Source organism: Sphingomonas paeninsulae (assembly GCF_003660165.1).
In the GTDB taxonomy this organism is placed as follows: domain Bacteria; phylum Pseudomonadota; class Alphaproteobacteria; order Sphingomonadales; family Sphingomonadaceae; genus Sphingomonas_O; species Sphingomonas_O paeninsulae.
Map to the genome: position 1 here is coordinate 1,120,937 of NZ_CP032829.1, position 16,110 is coordinate 1,137,046.

Sequence of the window (16,110 nt, forward strand, 5' to 3'; positions counted from 1 at the left end):
ATGTGGCCGCATCGGGCACATCGCTAGCACGACTTCTATAAACCAGTCATTCTTTCCTCAAGGGACCAAAGCGTCCAAAACGAGGAGAGAGAAATGTACATACAATCCAGTGGTAAACTGCGTCTTGTTGTATCCACATTCGCTTTGGCCGCAGCGCTGAATGCTATTCCGGCCCTGACTGAATCGGCGGCGGCCCAATCGGCACCCCAGTCAACCGACAACACACCGAATGCCAGCACGTCGCAATCGACGCAGATCAATTCGGTCGATGAAATCATCGTCACCGCTACGAAACGTAGCCAAAGTCTGCAAAATGTGCCGATCGTCGTAACGACGGTCAATCACCAGCTCCTGCAGGATACGGGAGTGAAAGATATCAAGGACCTTGCGCTCCTTGCACCGGGGCTGCTTGTCACCTCTACGAGCAGCGAGGCATCGACCACTGCCCGCATTCGCGGGATCGGAACCGTTGGTGATAACCCCGGGCTCGAATCTTCGGTGGGTGTCGTCATCGATGGCGTCTATCGCTCGCGCAATGGCGTTGGCTTTGGCGATCTTGGCAATGTCGATCGCATCGAAGTGCTTAAAGGGCCGCAAGGATCTCTGTTTGGGAAGTCTGCCACTGCAGGCGTTATCAACATCATCACTGCGCTTCCCCAATTCACCTTCGGTGCCAACGCTGAATTTACGGCGGGAAATTACGGTGCCTATGGAGGCGCTGCTGAAATTACCGGTCCGATCATCAGCGACAAACTGGCCGCCAGCATCTACTTCGCCGATCGTCAGCGCGATGGGTTTTTCAACGTCGACACCGGGCCCGGCCCACGGACGGAAACCAAGGATACCAATCGTAACTTTTACACGATTCGCGGTCAGTTGCTCGCCAGGCCCACACCCGATCTGACGCTGCGACTGATCGGAGACTATTCCAATCGGAAAGAAAATTGCTGCATCGCTGTGATTACACGAGCCAGCCAAGCACCTGCGCCGAACCTCGCCAACAACATTGTCGCGGCGCTCGGCGGCAATGATGGCAATCCCAATACGCCCTATGATCGGAACGCCTATGCGAACCGCCCTGACAATCAGCGAATTCACGATGGCGGTGTTTCGCTTCAGGCAGACTGGAACATTGGCCCCGGCACACTGACATCGATCACGGCATACCGTGACTGGAAAACAACTGGCGGGTTTGACGCTGATTTCTCCACCGCCGATATCGACTATTTACCGTCGGATGACAGCAACTCGTCGCAATTCCGAACCTTCAGTCAAGAACTCCGCTATGCTGGTTCGACCGACAAGCTGGACTATCTGGTCGGCGGATTTTTCTCGAATGAAAAGCTACGTCAGAACACAAGTGTTCTCGTCGGCACTCAGTTTACGCCTTACCTAAGTCTGCTCTTTTCTTCGCTGGTAGAGGGCGCGCCCGATCCGCATTTTCTCCAGACAGGCCTGACATTCCCCTTCGTCGGCGGCGTGAATTATGTTCCCGGATCTGGATCGGTCGACCAATACCGGCAACGTGATAACACCTATGCAATTTTCACGGACAATACATATCATGTAACGAGCAAGTTCGATCTGAATGTCGGCCTTCGCTATAACATCGACAATAAGTTTCTAAACCAGAACAGCACGAACATCGGAGGGGGCGGTGGATGCTCTTCGGCCAATGCTGCCTTTGGAATCCTGAATGCGGTTAATCCTGCGGCAGCCGCTCAATTGGCTGCTGTCAACGGCACTCTGTGCCTGCCGTTCTTAAGCCCGGGTTATAACAACTTCACGAACCAACAATCGAACCACGAGGATGCGCTGTCAGGTACGGCGAAGGCCGCTTATCGCTTTGACAGGAATTTCCTCGTCTACGCCTCATATGCCCGAGGCTATAAGGCAGGTGGCTTCAACCTCGACCGCGTTGAATGCACCGTAGGCCAACCCGGTTGCGCGCCGGGTAGCGCAGCTGTGAATACGCCAATTCTTGACACACGATTTGGAGCCGAACGTAACAATTCATTCGAGATCGGCGAAAAGGCGACACTATTCGATCGTAAGTTGCTGCTGAATGCGACCCTGTTTTACCAAAAGTATAACAACTTCCAGCTCAACACCTTCAACGGTCTCGTGTTTGTGGTCGATTCGATTCCGCACGTTGTCAGCAAAGGTATCGACGCTGACTTCGTCTGGTTCGCCAGCAACAAACTGAGCTTCCAGGGCGGCCTAACCATCGCCGATACGCGCTACGATCTTACGGCTTCCCAACTCGCGGACCTGGAACTGAAAACCGGCTTTCTGGGAGGGAGCCATTCGCGCTTGTCGCTGGCACCACTGTATTCCGCGTCATTGTCGGGAACCTATACTCAGGATCTTGGCGAGCGATATAAAGCGCGCTTCAACATGGGCGCGAAATATTCGTCGGGGTATAATACAGGCTCGGACCTCGATCCCGGTAAATATCAAAAGGGCTATGTTCTGGCGAATGCGCGAGTCGCATTCGGACCGCAAAACGATCGCTGGAGCGTGGAGGTCTGGGCCGACAATTTGTTCGATACCGATTATAAGCAGGTTGCCTTCAACTCGGGATTTCAGAATGTCCCGACCAACGCGACAGGTGTCCTTGATGCCTTTCTTGGAGCGCCCCGGACATTCGGCGGAACGCTTCGTGTGAAATATTGACAGGCGAGCACGCTAACTTGCGGAGCAGCGTACCTCTGGTGTAAAAGGAAATTGCATTTTCTAGCTTTGGGAGAGGCGTGGTCGGGTCCAGAGCCCATCGCGACCGAAGCTTGGGGTAGGTCGAAAGGCCTGCCCCATTGCTTTTACGACCCAGCCAAGCTTTTTACGCTTCGCTATAACTACGCGGCTATCCCACGCGGCTTGATCGAGCGAATCGACCTTTCGAGCAATATCGCCGTAAATCCCCGCTGCCGCCAGCACCGCCCAACGTGACCGGAATGGCAATCGGGCCGCGCCTACCCGCGCCGAGTTTTCATAGTCGCCAACCATATTCGCCAGCCACCACGCCATATCGGCAAGGCGCCCACGAAAATGAGGGCGCATATGTTCGCCGGGCGGAATATCGGCCTCGACCAGCCAGTCCATCGGGAGGTAGCAGCGCCCGACGGCATCATCCTCAGATATATCGCGCGCGATATTCGCAAGCTGGAACGCGAGGCCAAGATCGCAAGCCCGATCAAGGGTTTCCTCGTCATCGGGAGGTACGCCCATGACGACCGCCATCATGCAGCCGACAACGCCCGCAACATGGTAGCAATAAGTTAGTAGATCGTTTTCGGTGCGCGGAGACCAGTCGGCGGAGTCCATCGCAAAGCCAATAACCAGATCGTCAATAAAACGGCGCGGCATGTTGGTTTCACGCACCACCTGCCCGATCGCATCGAACGCCGGATCGCCGGTAGGTTTTTCGGTCAGCGCCATTGCAGTCAGATCGCGGATTTTTGCGATCCTGGCTTCGGGATCGGTAACAGCCGCGCGCGCGCCGCCGTGATCCTGACCGTCGGCAATATCGTCGCACTTACGGCACCAGGAATAAAGCAGCCACGCCCGCTCACGCGTTTGCTTGTCGAACAATTTGCTCGCTATTGCGAACGACTGGGACCCGCGCGCGATGGAAAGCCGCGCCGTTTCGACAAGCGCGGCACGGTTCACAGGTTTGCTGCTGTCATTCGAAAAATCGTTTCGTGCGGATGATAAGCAGCCATTTTAGTCAGCAATCCGTCGAGTTCATCGCCCACTATCAGGATGCCGCTATGCTGGGGCCGGATGAAACCGGTGGCGATCATGTGCGCGTTGAACGAAATCAGTCCATCGTAAAAACCTGCGACATTCAACAGGCCAACCGGTTTTTCGTGGTAACCGAGTTGCGCCCAGCTTACCGCTTCCCACAATTCATCCATCGTCCCGACCCCACCGGGCAGCGTGATGAAACCATCGGATAGTTCGGTAAACAATGCTTTGCGTTCGTGCATATTCTCGACGACGCGCAGTTCGGTGCAGCCACGATGCGCGACTTCGGCATCGACCAGCGCACGCGGGATAACGCCGATCACTTCGCCCCCGGCAGCCAACGCCGCATCGGCGATGGCACCCATAAGGCCCAGCCTGCCACCGCCGTAAACCACGCCGATGCCGCGCTCCGCCAATGTTCGGCCCACGTCACGCGCGACATCGATATAGATGGGATCAGCAGGCGTCGCCGAACCACAATAGATCGCGATACGCTTCATCGAAGATCGGCCATCATTAGCGCAGCGGTGGCTTTCGCACTACCGACGACGCCCGGAATGCCCGCCCCCGGATGCGTGCCTGCACCGACGAAATACATGTTGGAGATCACATCGTCGCGGTTATGGACACGAAACCATGCACTTTGGGTCAGCAGTGGCTCAAGCGAAAATGCACTGCCGAGATGCGCGTTCAGGTCGCGCCCGAAGTCGGCGGGAGAGTAGAAAAACTCGGTCAAGATTCGCGACCGGATGTCGGGAATCAGGCGCTTTTCTATCTCGTCCAAAATGCGCTCTTTCAACACTTCGCCGACATGACCATCCCAGTCGGCGGGGAACTTACCGGTGTGCGGCACCGGGCACAGCGCGTAAAACGTAGAGCACCCCTCTGGTGCCATCGACGGATCGGTGACGGTCGGATGGTGCAGATAGAGCGAGAAATCCTGCGACAGCACGCCGTTTTTATAAATGTCGTCGAGCAACCCCTTATAGCGGGGGCCGAACAGGATCATGTGGTGCGGAATGCCTGGCCACGTCCCTTTGATGCCGAAATGCACCACGAACAGCGATGGCGAGAATTTCTTGTGCGTCAGCGACCGCCCTGCTCGCCGTCCACGCGCCGATCGCTTCAACAAGTCGCGATAGGTGTGAACGATATCGCCATTGCTCGCGACCGCGTCAAAATCGCCATGCCAGCCGCTCGCTGTCGATACGCCGGTTACGACATCGCCCATCGTTTCGATCTCCGTCACCGCATCGCCCAGTCGCAGCGTACCACCGAGCCTTTCGAAATGCGCAACCATCGCCGCTATCAGACGGTTCGTGCCTCCCTTGGCAAACCAGACACCCCCGTCTTTTTCGAGCTTGTGGATCAGCGCATAGATCGCGCTTGTTGTCATCGGATTGCCACCGACAAGTAACGTATGAAACGACAATGCCTCGCGCAGTTTTTCGCTCTGCACGAAACTCGACACCATCGAATAGACACTGCGCCAAGCCTGATATTTGGCGAGAGCGGGCGCAGCTTTTATCATGGAGGCGAAGTCGAGGAACGCGACGCTCCCCAGCTTTTCATACCCCTCGTGGAAGACACCCCCCGCATATTCAAGAAACCGCGCATAGCCCGCCACGTCGTCGGGGTTCAGCTTGGCGATTTCAGCATTCAGCGAAGCCTCGTCGTTTGAATAATCGAAATTCGTGCCATCCGGCCAGTTCAGGCGATAAAACGGCATGACCGGCACAAGTTCAACGTCATTGGACATCTTGCGCCCCGACAATGCCCAAAGCTGTTCCAGACAATCGGGATCGGTGATGACGGTCGGCCCGGCGTCAAAAGTGAAGCCGTCTTTTTCCCAATAATAACCACGGCCGCCCGGTTTATCTCGCGCTTCGATAATGGTCGTCTCTATTCCCGCCGATTGCAGCCGAATAGCGAGCGCAAGGCCACCGAAGCCCGCCCCAATGACCGCCGCGCGCTTCATAATTTTCTTCCAATAAGCAGCGCTTTCATGGCGCGACCGATAGGGACCGGCGGTCGTCCCGCCAAGATACGCATCTTATCCAAAATAGTGGAATGTCCTGAGTAAAAACGCCCTATTAATGCAGGGCGCAGACCATAGAAACGCTGCAACACACGGTATCGTTGCGGTGGGTCGGCAGCTTTGAATAACATTGTTGTCAGCAGTCGATAATAACGACCCGATCGCCAGTGCGTGCGGGCATACGTGTGCGTTGCAGTCGCAAGCGTCGGGCCATCGAATCGCTCGCCTCGCGCCAGATTGACGGCAAAGCTCACTGCGTCGGGCAGAGAATAGCTGGTGAGCGGATGGAAAAGTGCGGCGCGGACCCCCGATTTCGCAACGCCAACGCCCGTCGAATCCCAATAGCACTCGAAATCGCCACCCATTGCGACCGGTAGAACACCTGTTTCCTGACGCTCGGTTGCTGCGACCCGCCAACCCCGTGCTGCTGCATAGTCATCGATCCTTGCGCCCAGTGTTTCCACATCGAGCGTTGGACTATCGCTGTAATAAGTATCCTCGATGAAAACACGATTCGTGTCGAAAGGAAGGAGATAGACGAATCGATAGCCTTCCGCCTGATCAACGGTCGCATCCATCACGACGGGTCCGGTCAGGCCGTGGCCTCCATCGATCGTTAGCAACCGACCCAAGAATTTCTGCCACCCGCAGACCAGCATTGAAAGATCGCCAACCCCGCGCGCGTCAATCACCGCGCCTGCCGATATGGTCCGTCCATCGGCAAGAGTGATGCCGTCCGTCCGCACTTCAATGACATTGCCCCGAATGATGCCGTCGCCCATTGCGCCGCGCACGACTTCATCCAGACGCTCCGACTCAATCGAATTATATCCGGCAGCGAATCGGCGTGAGAATCCCGGAAAGGCCACATCATATTCCGCCCAGCGATGGCCAATCAGTGGATCGACCAGCCAGCGGTCCTCCGGTGCAACGTCGCTGTCGAAAAAGGACCAGATATGATTGCCGCCGATCGTCGATGCTGCCTCGACAATCCCGACGGAGAGTTGCGGCTGCAGCCGGGCAAGTGCCAGCGCAATTAGCCCGCCCGAGAGTCCGCCACCGAGAATCAGAATGTCGAACCGGTCTTTGTCGCCCATCACACGGCATTAGCGGCTGTTGGATGGAGATCACAGACAGCAAAATGCCGCCGGCCCTTCGACCGACGGCATCCTGCTGTCGACTGATTTAGGCGGCTTGTGCCTGCCCATAAGATACGCGGCGGCGACGCAGCGAATAGCCTGCCGCTCCGAAACCAAAGATCATGAAAGCCCATGTCGCTGGCTCAGGCGCGGCAGAGCTAATTGCATTCAGAGTGAAGTTGGCCTTGACCGTGCCGCTACCGCCAATGCCCTCACCTAGGCCACCCAGTCCGAAGTTGAACGACGTATCGTTCAGGTGGACCTGCAATTGGCCGCCATTACCGAAATCGAATACCGCGTTTCCGCCATTATTCCAGTGCACGACGCCATTTTGGAAAAGGCCAAAAAAGGACCGCTCGCCGACGGTCGTTCCGTCAAGAACTCCTCCAAAGGCTGGCGACGTGAAAGTAAAGCCAACCTGTATTGCCTGACCGACCAGATCGTCCGCGCCGACATCTGTCTCGTTCGTGTAAATCTTGAACAAGTCGGAAGAAACAGTCTGGCCGACGTTGTTGAGGGTAAATTGCAAATCAGGTGCCAAGCGCTGCGTGTTGATCAGCAGGCCAGAACCACTGGAATTAACAGTCGTCGAGTAATTTCCCGTAAAGTCCGTGGCATACGCTGGCATTGACCAAGCAAGTGTAAGAATAGCAGCACATGCAAATTTTGAAGACGTTTTCATAAAAAGCTCCCCTTAAGAATCGAAAAATGTATGATTGACGTTCGCTTAACCTGAACATTGAATCAACTGCTTGATCCGGGGCGTTTGTGCCTATTTGGGCCACGCGAGACATTAACCATGTTTCGAAATTGGGGCTTTTAGAGAGATGATATCCTTCTCTTTTTCCGACCGGTCAGCGCCAAAGAGTTAAAATCGCGGCCCTACGGTTGCAGATGGTGGGTGCCAAAGTTAGAAACCTCAGTTACGATAATATGTCAGCGTCGGCTTGCGGGAGTCGATCGAGGTGATGGCAAATTGCAGGGGCCTCGGCCCAACGACAAGCCGAATACTTCGCGCGGACAGGACGTCGGTTATAGTTGCGGTCACGGATTCTCTGATGACACGGGAGCAGTACATGAGGGAAACACACCGGGTGACATCATAACGATTTTTCGGAGGTGGGGAGAGTGACCGTCACGGTGTTGCTTGCTGCGATGTTGTTTGTCACCTCACCAGCTACCCCCGATGCGGTACAATCTTCGCCGTTGGAAATGCCGGGCGGTACGGTATCGAACAACCAGCCTGCGTCGATAACAGCTTTGGGCGCTGAGGTAGCCGCACCTGTGGCTTCGGTTGCGCCAGCGACGGAGCAGACGACATTATCTGCCTCGCCTCCCCTGCCCTCACCAATCGGAACAGAACCACCACCGGTTCATCCCACCGTTTCGGAGGAGCATGACATCGTCGTCCGCGCACGTGCGCACTCCATACCGGGCGATCCGTTGCAAGCGGTCAATGCCAAGTCCTATGCGATCACTCAGTCAGTCGATGTGGCTGTCATTCGTCCGGTTGCGCTGACGTATCAGCGAATTGTCCCCGATCCAGTCCGCAGCGGGATTCGAAACTTCATCAACAATCTTCGCGAGCCGGTCGCCTTCCTCAATTTCATGCTTCAGCTAAAACTCGGCAAAGCAGTGGAGACAGTCGGTCGGTTCGGCATCAACACCACCGTCGGTGCCGCCGGGCTGTTCGACGTGGCACGCCGCAAACCGTTCAAGCTGCCACGTCGGCCCAACGGCTTTTCCAATACGCTGGGCTATTATGGCGTAAAATCGGGGCCGTTCCTCTTCCTGCCGATCGTCGGACCGACGACCGTGCGCGATTTGCTGGGCGATAACCTCGATCGACTGATACTGCCCGTTGCGGTCGGCAAGCCATTCACCAAACTGTACGTCGCTATCCCGTTGGGCGCGTTCAGCTCGCTCGACCAGCGCGCCGAATATGACGAAAAGCTGCAAACAATACGCGAGGGAAGTATCGATCCCTACACCGCGCGACGGGAGGACTATCTGCAAAGCCGCCAGAATGCGATCGATGCGCTTCACAGTCAGAAATGGCGAGACAAGCATCCGCGTGCGTGGCTAAATTTGGTGCCGGGGGTGAAATAAGACCGTCAGTTTTTTCACGTTTGAGGCTGGAATTAGGCCAGTGTAAAGCTAACTCGCGCCTCTCCTTATCACGCGCTAAACTGCGCTCATGCTCGCAATCGCACTTTCTGCCCTCGCAATGACGCTGATTGTCGGCGTGCGCTATTTGTTAACCAGCGGAGCCTTCGCACTGGTCACCAGCCGGGTCCGCCCCGGCCTTTACGATGGTCTGGCCCCACAGATGCGCCGGGAGGTTATGTGGAGTCTAACTTCCGCTGCGATCTATGGCGTCCCGGCCGGCCTGGTTGCATGGGGCTGGCAGAACCGCGGGTGGACTCTGATTTACACCGACGTTCACGCACATCCGCTCTGGTATCTGCCGGTTTCGGTGTTCGCATACCTGTTTGCGCACGATACGTGGTTTTATTGGAACCATCGCTGGCTCCACCGGCCCGGCCCTTTTAGACGCGCGCACGCAGTTCATCATGCCAGCCGCCCGCCGACCGCATGGGCCGCGATGAGCTTTCACCCATGGGAAGCGCTGACCGGGGCTGTGGTTATTCCGTCACTGGTGTTCGCAATTCCGATCCACGTCGGCGCGCTGGCGGTTGTCCTGACGGTGATGACGGTTATGGGTGTCACCAACCATATGGGGTGGGATGCGTTTCCGCGGTGGCTCGTTCATGGGCGGTCAGGAGCTTGGCTGATAACAGCGAGCCATCATCAACGTCATCATGCCGAGTACAGGTGCAATTATGGGCTCTATTTTCGTTTCTGGGACAGGCTTTGCGGCACCGACAAGGGCCTTGGCAGCTTTGGGGATACCCATATTTCTGTGGGCCTCCCTGATCGGCGCGACCGCTCCCGGATCGATTGATGCAGGCGTAGAGGGGTTGCGTTCGGCCAAGGGACAGGTGCTGGTCTGTCTAACAATGCGGCCCGACCATTTCCCCGATTGCCAGGGCGATCCGCAGGCGCGGCGACTGACGGTGCCGACGGCGAAGGCTGCGGCGCTACGGTTCACCGATCTGCCCACGGGTGGCTATGCAATTGCGCTGATCCACGACGAAAATGGTAACAACAAACTCGACACGTTTTTCGGGATACCGAAGGAGGGCTTCGGCTTTTCGCGCAATCCCGTGATCCGATTCGGCGCACCCAAATTCGCGGCGGCGCGCTTCGATGTTGCCAGTGGGAACGTCGATGAAATGGTACGTGTAAAGTATATGCTCTGAAACCAAATGCCCGCTTGGCCGTTACGACCGCGTAATACGACAGGGAAAACAATTAAAATGCGTTATGCTTTTCTGCTTTTGGCCGCCACGACCATAGCTACTCCCGCTCTTGCCCAGGATGCTGGCCCGCCCAAGGATTCGATCACGATCGGCGTTGGAGCAGCCTATGTTCCCCGGTATGAGGGATCGTCGGACAACACCGTCACCCCCGCCGCCGCCGCACGCGGCACGATCAGCGGCATCGGTTTCATGCTGATCGGCACCACGCTCTATACCGATTTCGTGCCTGAGACTTCGGCGACCGGCGGCAAGCTCGTTCTCGGCCCCGTCGTTCACGTTACACTGAACCGCACGAGCAACAAGCGCACTCGCGACTTTCAGGTCGCGGCTCTGGGTGAACTCGACCCCGCAGTCGAGATCGGCGGCCAGATCGGTTATTCGCAGACTGGCGTAATCACATCCGACTACGATACGGTATCGTTGACCGTCGGTGCGGTTCACGACGTTTCGGGCGTGCATGACAGCTATATTATCACGCCGCAGTTCTCCTATGGTACGCCGCTCAGCCCGAAGATCTATGTCGGCCTCAACGTGTCGGCGGATTATGTCGGCGGCAAATATGCGCAGACTTATTTCGGCGTGACACCGGGGCAGTCGATAGCAAGTGGCCTCGCTACTTATACCCCCGGCGACGGCTTCAAGGATGTTTCAGCAGGGCTTGGGGTGAACTATTCGCTGACTGGTGATCTGCGTCATGGCCTGTCGTTGTTCGCTGTCGGCAGTTATGAGCGGCTTCTTGGCGACTTCGCTCGCTCGCCGGTCGTCAACGATCGCAGTCAGCTTATCGGTGCGGCTGGACTGGCCTATACTTTCTGAACCAGCGGCCTTAGACATCTGCCATTCCCCGGGGAGCCGTAAGGGCTGAGAGGTGCGGTGCAAATCCGCGCGACCCGCTGAACCTGATCCAGTTTACACTGGCGTAGGGAGGGAGCGGCAAATGATCCCGCACCCTTTCTCCGCCCGAGAAGGAAACGCAGACATGGCCGATTACGAAACACCGAGTGAGCCTAAAGTAACCACGGGTGCGATCCGGGGCAGTCGCAAAATCAGTGTCGGGCCACTCGGCGTGAAGATGCGCGAGATCCATCTGGAGCCGGGCTGCGGTGAACCGCCCTTGCGGGTTTACGACACCAGCGGTCCCTACACCGATCCCGATGAGCGGATCGACATCAACAAGGGGCTGAATCAACACCGCCGCGACTGGATTATGGCGCGCGGTGATGTCGAGGAATATGACGCCCGCGAATTGCAGCCCGAAGATAATGGACAGACCGGCCCGGACCGCAGCGGCGGCGTTGCGCAGTTTCCAAACCTGATAAAACGCCCGTTGCGCGCCAAAACAGGCCAAAATGTCAGCCAAATGCACTATGCGCGGCAGGGAATCATCACTCCCGAGATGGAATATGTCGCAGTTCGGGAGAATTTGGGCCGTGCGCAGCTCGCCGAAGCAGCCGTCCGCGATGGCGAAGACTTTGGTGCAGAAATCCCCGATTACGTCACGCCTGAGTTTGTCCGCAGCGAAGTCGCCCGCGGCCGCGCGATCATCCCCAACAACATCAACCACCCCGAATCCGAACCGATGGCGATCGGACGCAACTTCCTCGTCAAGATCAACGCCAACATCGGCAACAGCGCGGTCGCATCCGATGTCGCCACCGAAGTCGACAAGCTGGTCTGGTCGATCCGCTGGGGCGCGGACACCGTCATGGACCTGTCGACGGGCCGCAACATCCATGACACGCGCGAATGGATCATCCGCAATTCGCCCGTCCCGATCGGCACCGTGCCGATCTATCAGGCGCTGGAAAAAGTCGGCGGCGTGGCCGAAGACCTGACGTGGGAAATCTTCCGCGACACATTGATCGAACAGGCCGAACAGGGCGTCGATTACTTCACGATCCACGCAGGCGTGCGGCTGGCCTATGTTCCGATGGCGGCAAAGCGCGTCACCGGCATCGTCTCACGCGGCGGCTCGATCATGGCGAAATGGTGCCTGTTCCACCATAAGGAGAGCTTCCTCTACGACCATTTCGAGGACATTTGCGAGATCATGAAGGCGTATGACATCGCCTTCTCACTGGGCGACGGCCTCCGCCCCGGCAGCATCGCGGATGCCAATGACGAAGCCCAATTCTCCGAACTCTATACCCTTGGTGAGTTGACCAAGATCGCATGGAAGCACGACATTCAGGTCATGATCGAGGGACCGGGCCACGTCCCGATGCACAAGATCAAGATCAACATGGAAAAGCAGATCGAAAGCTGCGGCGAGGCGCCCTTCTATACATTGGGACCGCTGACCACCGACATCGCGCCGGGTTACGATCACATCACGAGTGGCATCGGTGCCGCGATGATCGGCTGGTTCGGCTGCGCGATGCTTTGTTATGTGACGCCCAAGGAGCACCTCGGCCTGCCCGATCGCGACGATGTGAAGGTCGGCGTGGTAACGTACAAACTGGCAGCACACGCGGCCGATCTGGCAAAGGGCCATCCGGCAGCCCGGATGCGTGACGATGCCCTGTCCCGCGCGCGCTTCGAGTTCCGTTGGCGCGACCAGTTCAACCTGTCACTCGATCCCGACACGGCGGAAAGCTATCACGATCAGACTTTGCCAGCAGAAGGCGCAAAGACCGCGCATTTCTGTTCGATGTGCGGGCCAAAGTTCTGCTCGATGAAAATTTCGCAGGAAGTCCGCGAGTTTGCGGCCAAGCAGAATGCTGGGGCGGAGACATTTATTGCCGCCGAGGAAGCCGAGGCCGGGATGGCGCGGATGAGCGAGACGTTCAAGGAAAAGGGCGGGGAACTGTATTTGCCTGCGGAGTGAGGGGTTCGAACCATCACGCCATCTTCAAAAAATCTCTCCGCTTCCTTGAGCCTGTCGAAGAGTTGTCCTTCTTGCTTCGATGAACAGAAGGGCAGCCCTTCGACAAGCTCAGGAAAGCGAAGGGCGGAAGCGGGGTGTGGTGGTGCGCCCGCTTACGCTGAGTTGGGCGTTATTTAGACGCCCACAGTCCCCTCATCCTCACCATCCCAATAATGTATCCGCCCGGCACGCACCCGGATCAGTACCATTCCCGGCGTATCGACACCCTGTTCGAACCACTGGTCGAGATCTTTGGTCCAGTGCGCTTCGAATTGCGCCTTGTCGCGGATCAGGTCGGCAATGCCGTCGACGGCAATGAACAAAGGACGGGAGGCCAGGAAACCGGCCTTGCCCTGATAGCTCAACCCGACGGCGGGGTTGGCTTCGATTTCGGGGACCATCAAAGCGGTTTCGTCGGTAAAGAACCAACTGTCACCATCATAGTCGACTTCGCGGTTGTTGCTCATCGGACGCGCGGCGATGCCGCCGGTGCTGGTGTGTGTGTTGAGCATACAGAAATCCACGTCGCGCATCGTTTTGGAAATGTCGGACAAGGTTTTAGTCGTCTGAGTCTTGGTCATCACTGGCTCCCATAAGTTGCCAGCGTTGAACGCAGTGTGCCGCCAGATGATCCATGCCAAATGGCGGCCCGCAGCTTATCGCTTCTTCACGAACTCCGCGCGCAGGACGAGACCCTTGATGCCATCGTAGCGGCAGTCGATTTCCTGCGCGTCGCCGGTCAGTCGGATGCTCTTGATGAGCGTGCCGCGCTTCAGGGTCTGGCCTGCGCCCTTTACGGTCAGGTCTTTGATAAGTGTGACCTGATCGCCGTCGGCCAGCAGATTGCCAACGGAATCACGGACCTCGACGGTGGCGGACTCAAGCTGCTTTACAGCCAGGTCCGCGCCGCTGATCCACTCACCGCTGGCTTCGTCGTATACATAATCGTCGCCAGAATCGTTATCGGCCATGTTTAGCTTTTCAGCGTGACTAGGCCGGACGTTCCGCCCTTTGTGCTGGGGTTCGACACGTTGGTCTTCTTGGCTTTCTCAGCCTTTGGCTTCCGCGTTTCTTTGTTCGACTTTTTCTGGGCTTTGGCCATGACTGGCTCCTCTACGGGCAGGTTGCCCGCCGTCTGTCTATCCGATCGGCACGCCGGGAGCAAAGCGCGCAGCGATCATCGCGACCACGGCCTCGTGCAGCGGTTTTTGAAACATGCAGCCATAGGTGAACACGTTGCGCCACGCGATCACCGCCTCGAACGGGGAGAAGGTCGGGATCGTTACGAACACGCGCTCGCCGATGCTGAGGCCGTAAAAGGTTTCGCAGCGGAATCCGGTGGCTGACAGATCGAGCAACGCAATGTCGAAGCGCGCAGTGCCGGGCACGCGGAGTTGCGCGGGGATCGCAACTGGAGAGCGAGGCGTCTGGCGCATATCATTATAGTCGTGGGCAACGTTCATCACCGTCCTTATCGGCCGTCGGATGGTCCCCTAAAACATTCTTAAACGCCTATGGTTGCTGAGAGCTTAATGAGCGCGCCTTGCAGAGCAACAATCGACACGAATGCACGACCAAACGCAGAGGGTGAGACATGGCGACCCGCGATATCGGTTTAGCGGAGCCAGTGCCAACGCGTTAAGCCGGGATCAACAACCCGGCCAGCGCGGCGGACATCAGGTTGGCGAGGCTGCCCGCTGCCAGCGCCCTCAGCCCAAGGCGCGCGATGATGGGGCGTTGGTTGGGGGCGAGGCTGCCGGTGACCGCCATCTGGATCGCGATCGAGCTGAAATTGGCAAATCCGCACAAGGCAAAAGTGATGACCGCCACGGTGTGGGGAGACAGCGTGTCCTTTGCGTGGCCGAGGTCGATGAACGCCACAAATTCGTTCAACACGATCTTTGTCCCGAACAATCCACCGGCGCGCACGGCTTCGTCCCACGGCACGTTCAACAGGAACATGATAGGCGCAAAGACACCCCCGATGATCGCCTGAAAGTTGAGGTTCGGATAACCGAACCAGCCACCGATACCACCAAGCAAGCCGTTCGCCAGCGCGACCAGAGCCACGAACGCCAGCACCATCGCGCCAACTGCCACTGCCAGCTTTACGCCGGTCTGCGCGCCCTCTGCCGCCGCCATGATGATGTTGGCGGGACGTTCTTCGCCGAACGGAATATCGCCGACGACGCTGGGTTCCTTGCCCTGATCGGCGGGATTATCGGGCATGATGAGTTTGGCCATCAGAACACCGCCGGGAGCCGACATGAAACTGGCTGCCAGCAGATACGGCAAAAGCTGCGGACCGAGCATCGAGGCATAAGCGGCAAGGATCGTACCCGCGACCCCGGCCATGCCAACAGTCATGATGCAGAATAATTGCGAGGGCGTGAGTTCGGCGAGATAGGGGCGGATCACAAGCGGAGCCTCGCTCTGCCCGACGAAGATGTTGGCAGCGGCTCCCAGTGATTCGACCTTGGATATGCCCGTCACATACTGGATCGCGCCACCGATCCAGCGGACGACGAATTGCATCACGCGCAGGTAGTAGAGGATCGAAATGAGTGCCGCGAAGAATATGATGACCGGCAGCGCAGCGAGTGCAAAGCTGTGGCCGCCGAGTTCAGGTTTGGCGAGAGGGCCGAAGATGAAGTCGATCCCCGCCTGCGCATAGCCGAGCAGATTGGTGACGCCATGCGCCATCCCCTCGATCACCGTTTTCCCGAACGGCACATAAAGGACGAGCGTGGCGATACCGGCCTGCAATGCGAAGGCAGCACCAACGATGCGCAGGCGAATCGCGCGGCGGTTCGACGACAGCAACACCGCGATGGCCAAAAGCAATGCAATTCCGGCAATGCCGACCAACAACCTGTTCATTCGGCACGCGCCCCTGTCCTGATGCCGCCAAACGGCAGCGCCGGGACGTTACACGCT

The 16,110-nt window shown here is 57.6% G+C and carries 16 protein-coding genes and 1 riboswitch; of the genes, 6 read left to right on the forward strand and 10 right to left on the reverse strand.

Going from position 1 to position 16,110, the window contains the following annotated elements:
- Positions 1–93: 93 nt before the first annotated feature.
- The gene (locus tag D3Y57_RS11025; protein WP_121153024.1) at positions 94–2,676 is read left to right on the forward strand and encodes a TonB-dependent receptor; all 2,583 of its coding nucleotides are present in this window, start codon (positions 94–96) and stop codon (positions 2,674–2,676) included.
- Positions 2,677–2,736: 60 nt separating this feature from the next.
- On the opposite strand, the gene D3Y57_RS11030 is transcribed toward D3Y57_RS11025, so the two are convergent.
- The 5 genes from D3Y57_RS11030 to D3Y57_RS11050 form a co-directional block, all read right to left on the reverse strand.
- The gene (locus tag D3Y57_RS11030) at positions 2,737–3,669 is read right to left on the reverse strand and encodes a phytoene/squalene synthase family protein (protein ID WP_121153025.1); all 933 of its coding nucleotides are present in this window, start codon (positions 3,667–3,669) and stop codon (positions 2,737–2,739) included.
- Positions 3,666–4,247: an LOG family protein gene (locus D3Y57_RS11035; protein WP_121153026.1), complete on the reverse strand. Its 582-nt coding sequence runs from the start codon at positions 4,245–4,247 to the stop codon at positions 3,666–3,668. Before D3Y57_RS11035 ends, D3Y57_RS11030 begins: the two co-directional genes overlap by 4 nt.
- A complete protein-coding gene (locus tag D3Y57_RS11040) occupies positions 4,244–5,725 on the reverse strand; it encodes a phytoene desaturase (RefSeq protein ID WP_121153027.1) in 1,482 nt (493 codons plus the stop codon). The genes D3Y57_RS11035 and D3Y57_RS11040 overlap by 4 nt, the downstream gene beginning before the upstream one ends.
- A complete protein-coding gene (gene crtY / locus D3Y57_RS11045; RefSeq protein WP_121153028.1) occupies positions 5,722–6,882 on the reverse strand; it encodes a lycopene beta-cyclase CrtY in 1,161 nt (386 codons plus the stop codon). The genes D3Y57_RS11040 and crtY overlap by 4 nt, the downstream gene beginning before the upstream one ends.
- An 88-nt stretch (positions 6,883–6,970) precedes the next feature.
- Positions 6,971–7,552, reverse strand: coding sequence for a PEPxxWA-CTERM sorting domain-containing protein (locus tag D3Y57_RS11050; protein WP_162987083.1), 582 nt, complete (start codon positions 7,550–7,552; stop codon positions 6,971–6,973).
- Positions 7,553–8,052: 500 nt separating this feature from the next.
- Here D3Y57_RS11050 and D3Y57_RS11055 point away from each other — a divergent pair, with 500 nt between their 5' ends.
- The 5 genes from D3Y57_RS11055 (at position 8,053) to thiC (ending at position 13,134) form a co-directional block, all read left to right on the forward strand.
- Entirely contained in the window at positions 8,053–9,033 is a 981-nt protein-coding gene (locus D3Y57_RS11055; protein ID WP_121153030.1) for an MlaA family lipoprotein, read from the forward strand.
- Positions 9,034–9,121: 88 nt separating this feature from the next.
- Positions 9,122–9,889, forward strand: coding sequence for a sterol desaturase family protein (locus D3Y57_RS11060; RefSeq protein WP_121153031.1), 768 nt, complete (start codon positions 9,122–9,124; stop codon positions 9,887–9,889).
- A gap of 16 nt (positions 9,890–9,905) precedes the next feature.
- Complete coding sequence (locus tag D3Y57_RS11065) at positions 9,906–10,247, forward strand: DUF2141 domain-containing protein (protein ID WP_205590160.1); 342 nt, start codon at positions 9,906–9,908, stop codon at positions 10,245–10,247.
- A gap of 57 nt (positions 10,248–10,304) precedes the next feature.
- The gene (locus D3Y57_RS11070; RefSeq protein ID WP_121153032.1) at positions 10,305–11,123 is read left to right on the forward strand and encodes a MipA/OmpV family protein; all 819 of its coding nucleotides are present in this window, start codon (positions 10,305–10,307) and stop codon (positions 11,121–11,123) included.
- 19 nt (positions 11,124–11,142) lie between these two features.
- Positions 11,143–11,250, forward strand: a riboswitch (TPP riboswitch).
- Between the two features lie 36 nt (positions 11,251–11,286).
- On the forward strand, positions 11,287–13,134 hold the full coding sequence (gene thiC / locus D3Y57_RS11075) for a phosphomethylpyrimidine synthase ThiC (protein ID WP_121153033.1): 1,848 nt from the start codon (positions 11,287–11,289) through the stop codon (positions 13,132–13,134).
- 173 nt (positions 13,135–13,307) lie between these two features.
- Here the strand turns inward: thiC and D3Y57_RS11080 are convergent, their stop codons facing one another.
- The 5 genes from D3Y57_RS11080 to D3Y57_RS11100 form a co-directional block, all read right to left on the reverse strand.
- Complete coding sequence (locus D3Y57_RS11080; protein WP_121155790.1) at positions 13,308–13,754, reverse strand: pyridoxamine 5'-phosphate oxidase family protein; 447 nt, start codon at positions 13,752–13,754, stop codon at positions 13,308–13,310.
- Positions 13,755–13,829: 75 nt separating this feature from the next.
- Positions 13,830–14,144 (reverse strand): alkylphosphonate utilization protein, encoded by a 315-nt coding sequence (locus D3Y57_RS11085; protein WP_121153034.1) that lies wholly within the window; start codon positions 14,142–14,144, stop codon positions 13,830–13,832.
- Between the two features lie 2 nt (positions 14,145–14,146).
- Positions 14,147–14,275, reverse strand: a complete 129-nt coding sequence (locus D3Y57_RS21130; protein WP_277873351.1) for a hypothetical protein — start codon at positions 14,273–14,275, stop codon at positions 14,147–14,149.
- Between the two features lie 37 nt (positions 14,276–14,312).
- Positions 14,313–14,636 carry a PilZ domain-containing protein gene (locus D3Y57_RS11095; protein WP_121153036.1) on the reverse strand — a complete coding sequence of 108 codons (324 nt, stop codon included), beginning with the start codon at positions 14,634–14,636 and terminating at the stop codon, positions 14,313–14,315.
- Between the two features lie 175 nt (positions 14,637–14,811).
- Positions 14,812–16,053: a NupC/NupG family nucleoside CNT transporter gene (locus D3Y57_RS11100; RefSeq protein WP_121153037.1), complete on the reverse strand. Its 1,242-nt coding sequence runs from the start codon at positions 16,051–16,053 to the stop codon at positions 14,812–14,814.
- Positions 16,054–16,110 lie beyond the last annotated feature (57 nt).

What these genes read in the sequence shown, in the direction of transcription:
- D3Y57_RS21130 (WP_277873351.1), bottom strand. Translation starts at nt 14,275, where the DNA reads ATGGCCAAAGCCCAGAAAAAGTCGAACAAAGAAACGCGGAAGCCAAAG.
- D3Y57_RS11025 (WP_121153024.1), top strand. Translation starts at nt 94, where the DNA reads ATGTACATACAATCCAGTGGTAAACTGCGTCTTGTTGTATCCACATTC.
- D3Y57_RS11100 (WP_121153037.1), bottom strand. Translation starts at nt 16,053, where the DNA reads ATGAACAGGTTGTTGGTCGGCATTGCCGGAATTGCATTGCTTTTGGCC.
- crtY (WP_121153028.1), bottom strand. Translation starts at nt 6,882, where the DNA reads ATGGGCGACAAAGACCGGTTCGACATTCTGATTCTCGGTGGCGGACTC.
- D3Y57_RS11085 (WP_121153034.1), bottom strand. Translation starts at nt 14,144, where the DNA reads ATGGCCGATAACGATTCTGGCGACGATTATGTATACGACGAAGCCAGC.
- D3Y57_RS11070 (WP_121153032.1), top strand. Translation starts at nt 10,305, where the DNA reads ATGCGTTATGCTTTTCTGCTTTTGGCCGCCACGACCATAGCTACTCCC.
- D3Y57_RS11040 (WP_121153027.1), bottom strand. Translation starts at nt 5,725, where the DNA reads ATGAAGCGCGCGGCGGTCATTGGGGCGGGCTTCGGTGGCCTTGCGCTC.
- thiC (WP_121153033.1), top strand. Translation starts at nt 11,287, where the DNA reads ATGGCCGATTACGAAACACCGAGTGAGCCTAAAGTAACCACGGGTGCG.
- D3Y57_RS11050 (WP_162987083.1), bottom strand. Translation starts at nt 7,552, where the DNA reads ATGCCAGCGTATGCCACGGACTTTACGGGAAATTACTCGACGACTGTT.
- D3Y57_RS11080 (WP_121155790.1), bottom strand. Translation starts at nt 13,754, where the DNA reads ATGACCAAGACTCAGACGACTAAAACCTTGTCCGACATTTCCAAAACG.
- D3Y57_RS11060 (WP_121153031.1), top strand. Translation starts at nt 9,122, where the DNA reads ATGCTCGCAATCGCACTTTCTGCCCTCGCAATGACGCTGATTGTCGGC.
- D3Y57_RS11095 (WP_121153036.1), bottom strand. Translation starts at nt 14,636, where the DNA reads ATGAACGTTGCCCACGACTATAATGATATGCGCCAGACGCCTCGCTCT.
- D3Y57_RS11035 (WP_121153026.1), bottom strand. Translation starts at nt 4,247, where the DNA reads ATGAAGCGTATCGCGATCTATTGTGGTTCGGCGACGCCTGCTGATCCC.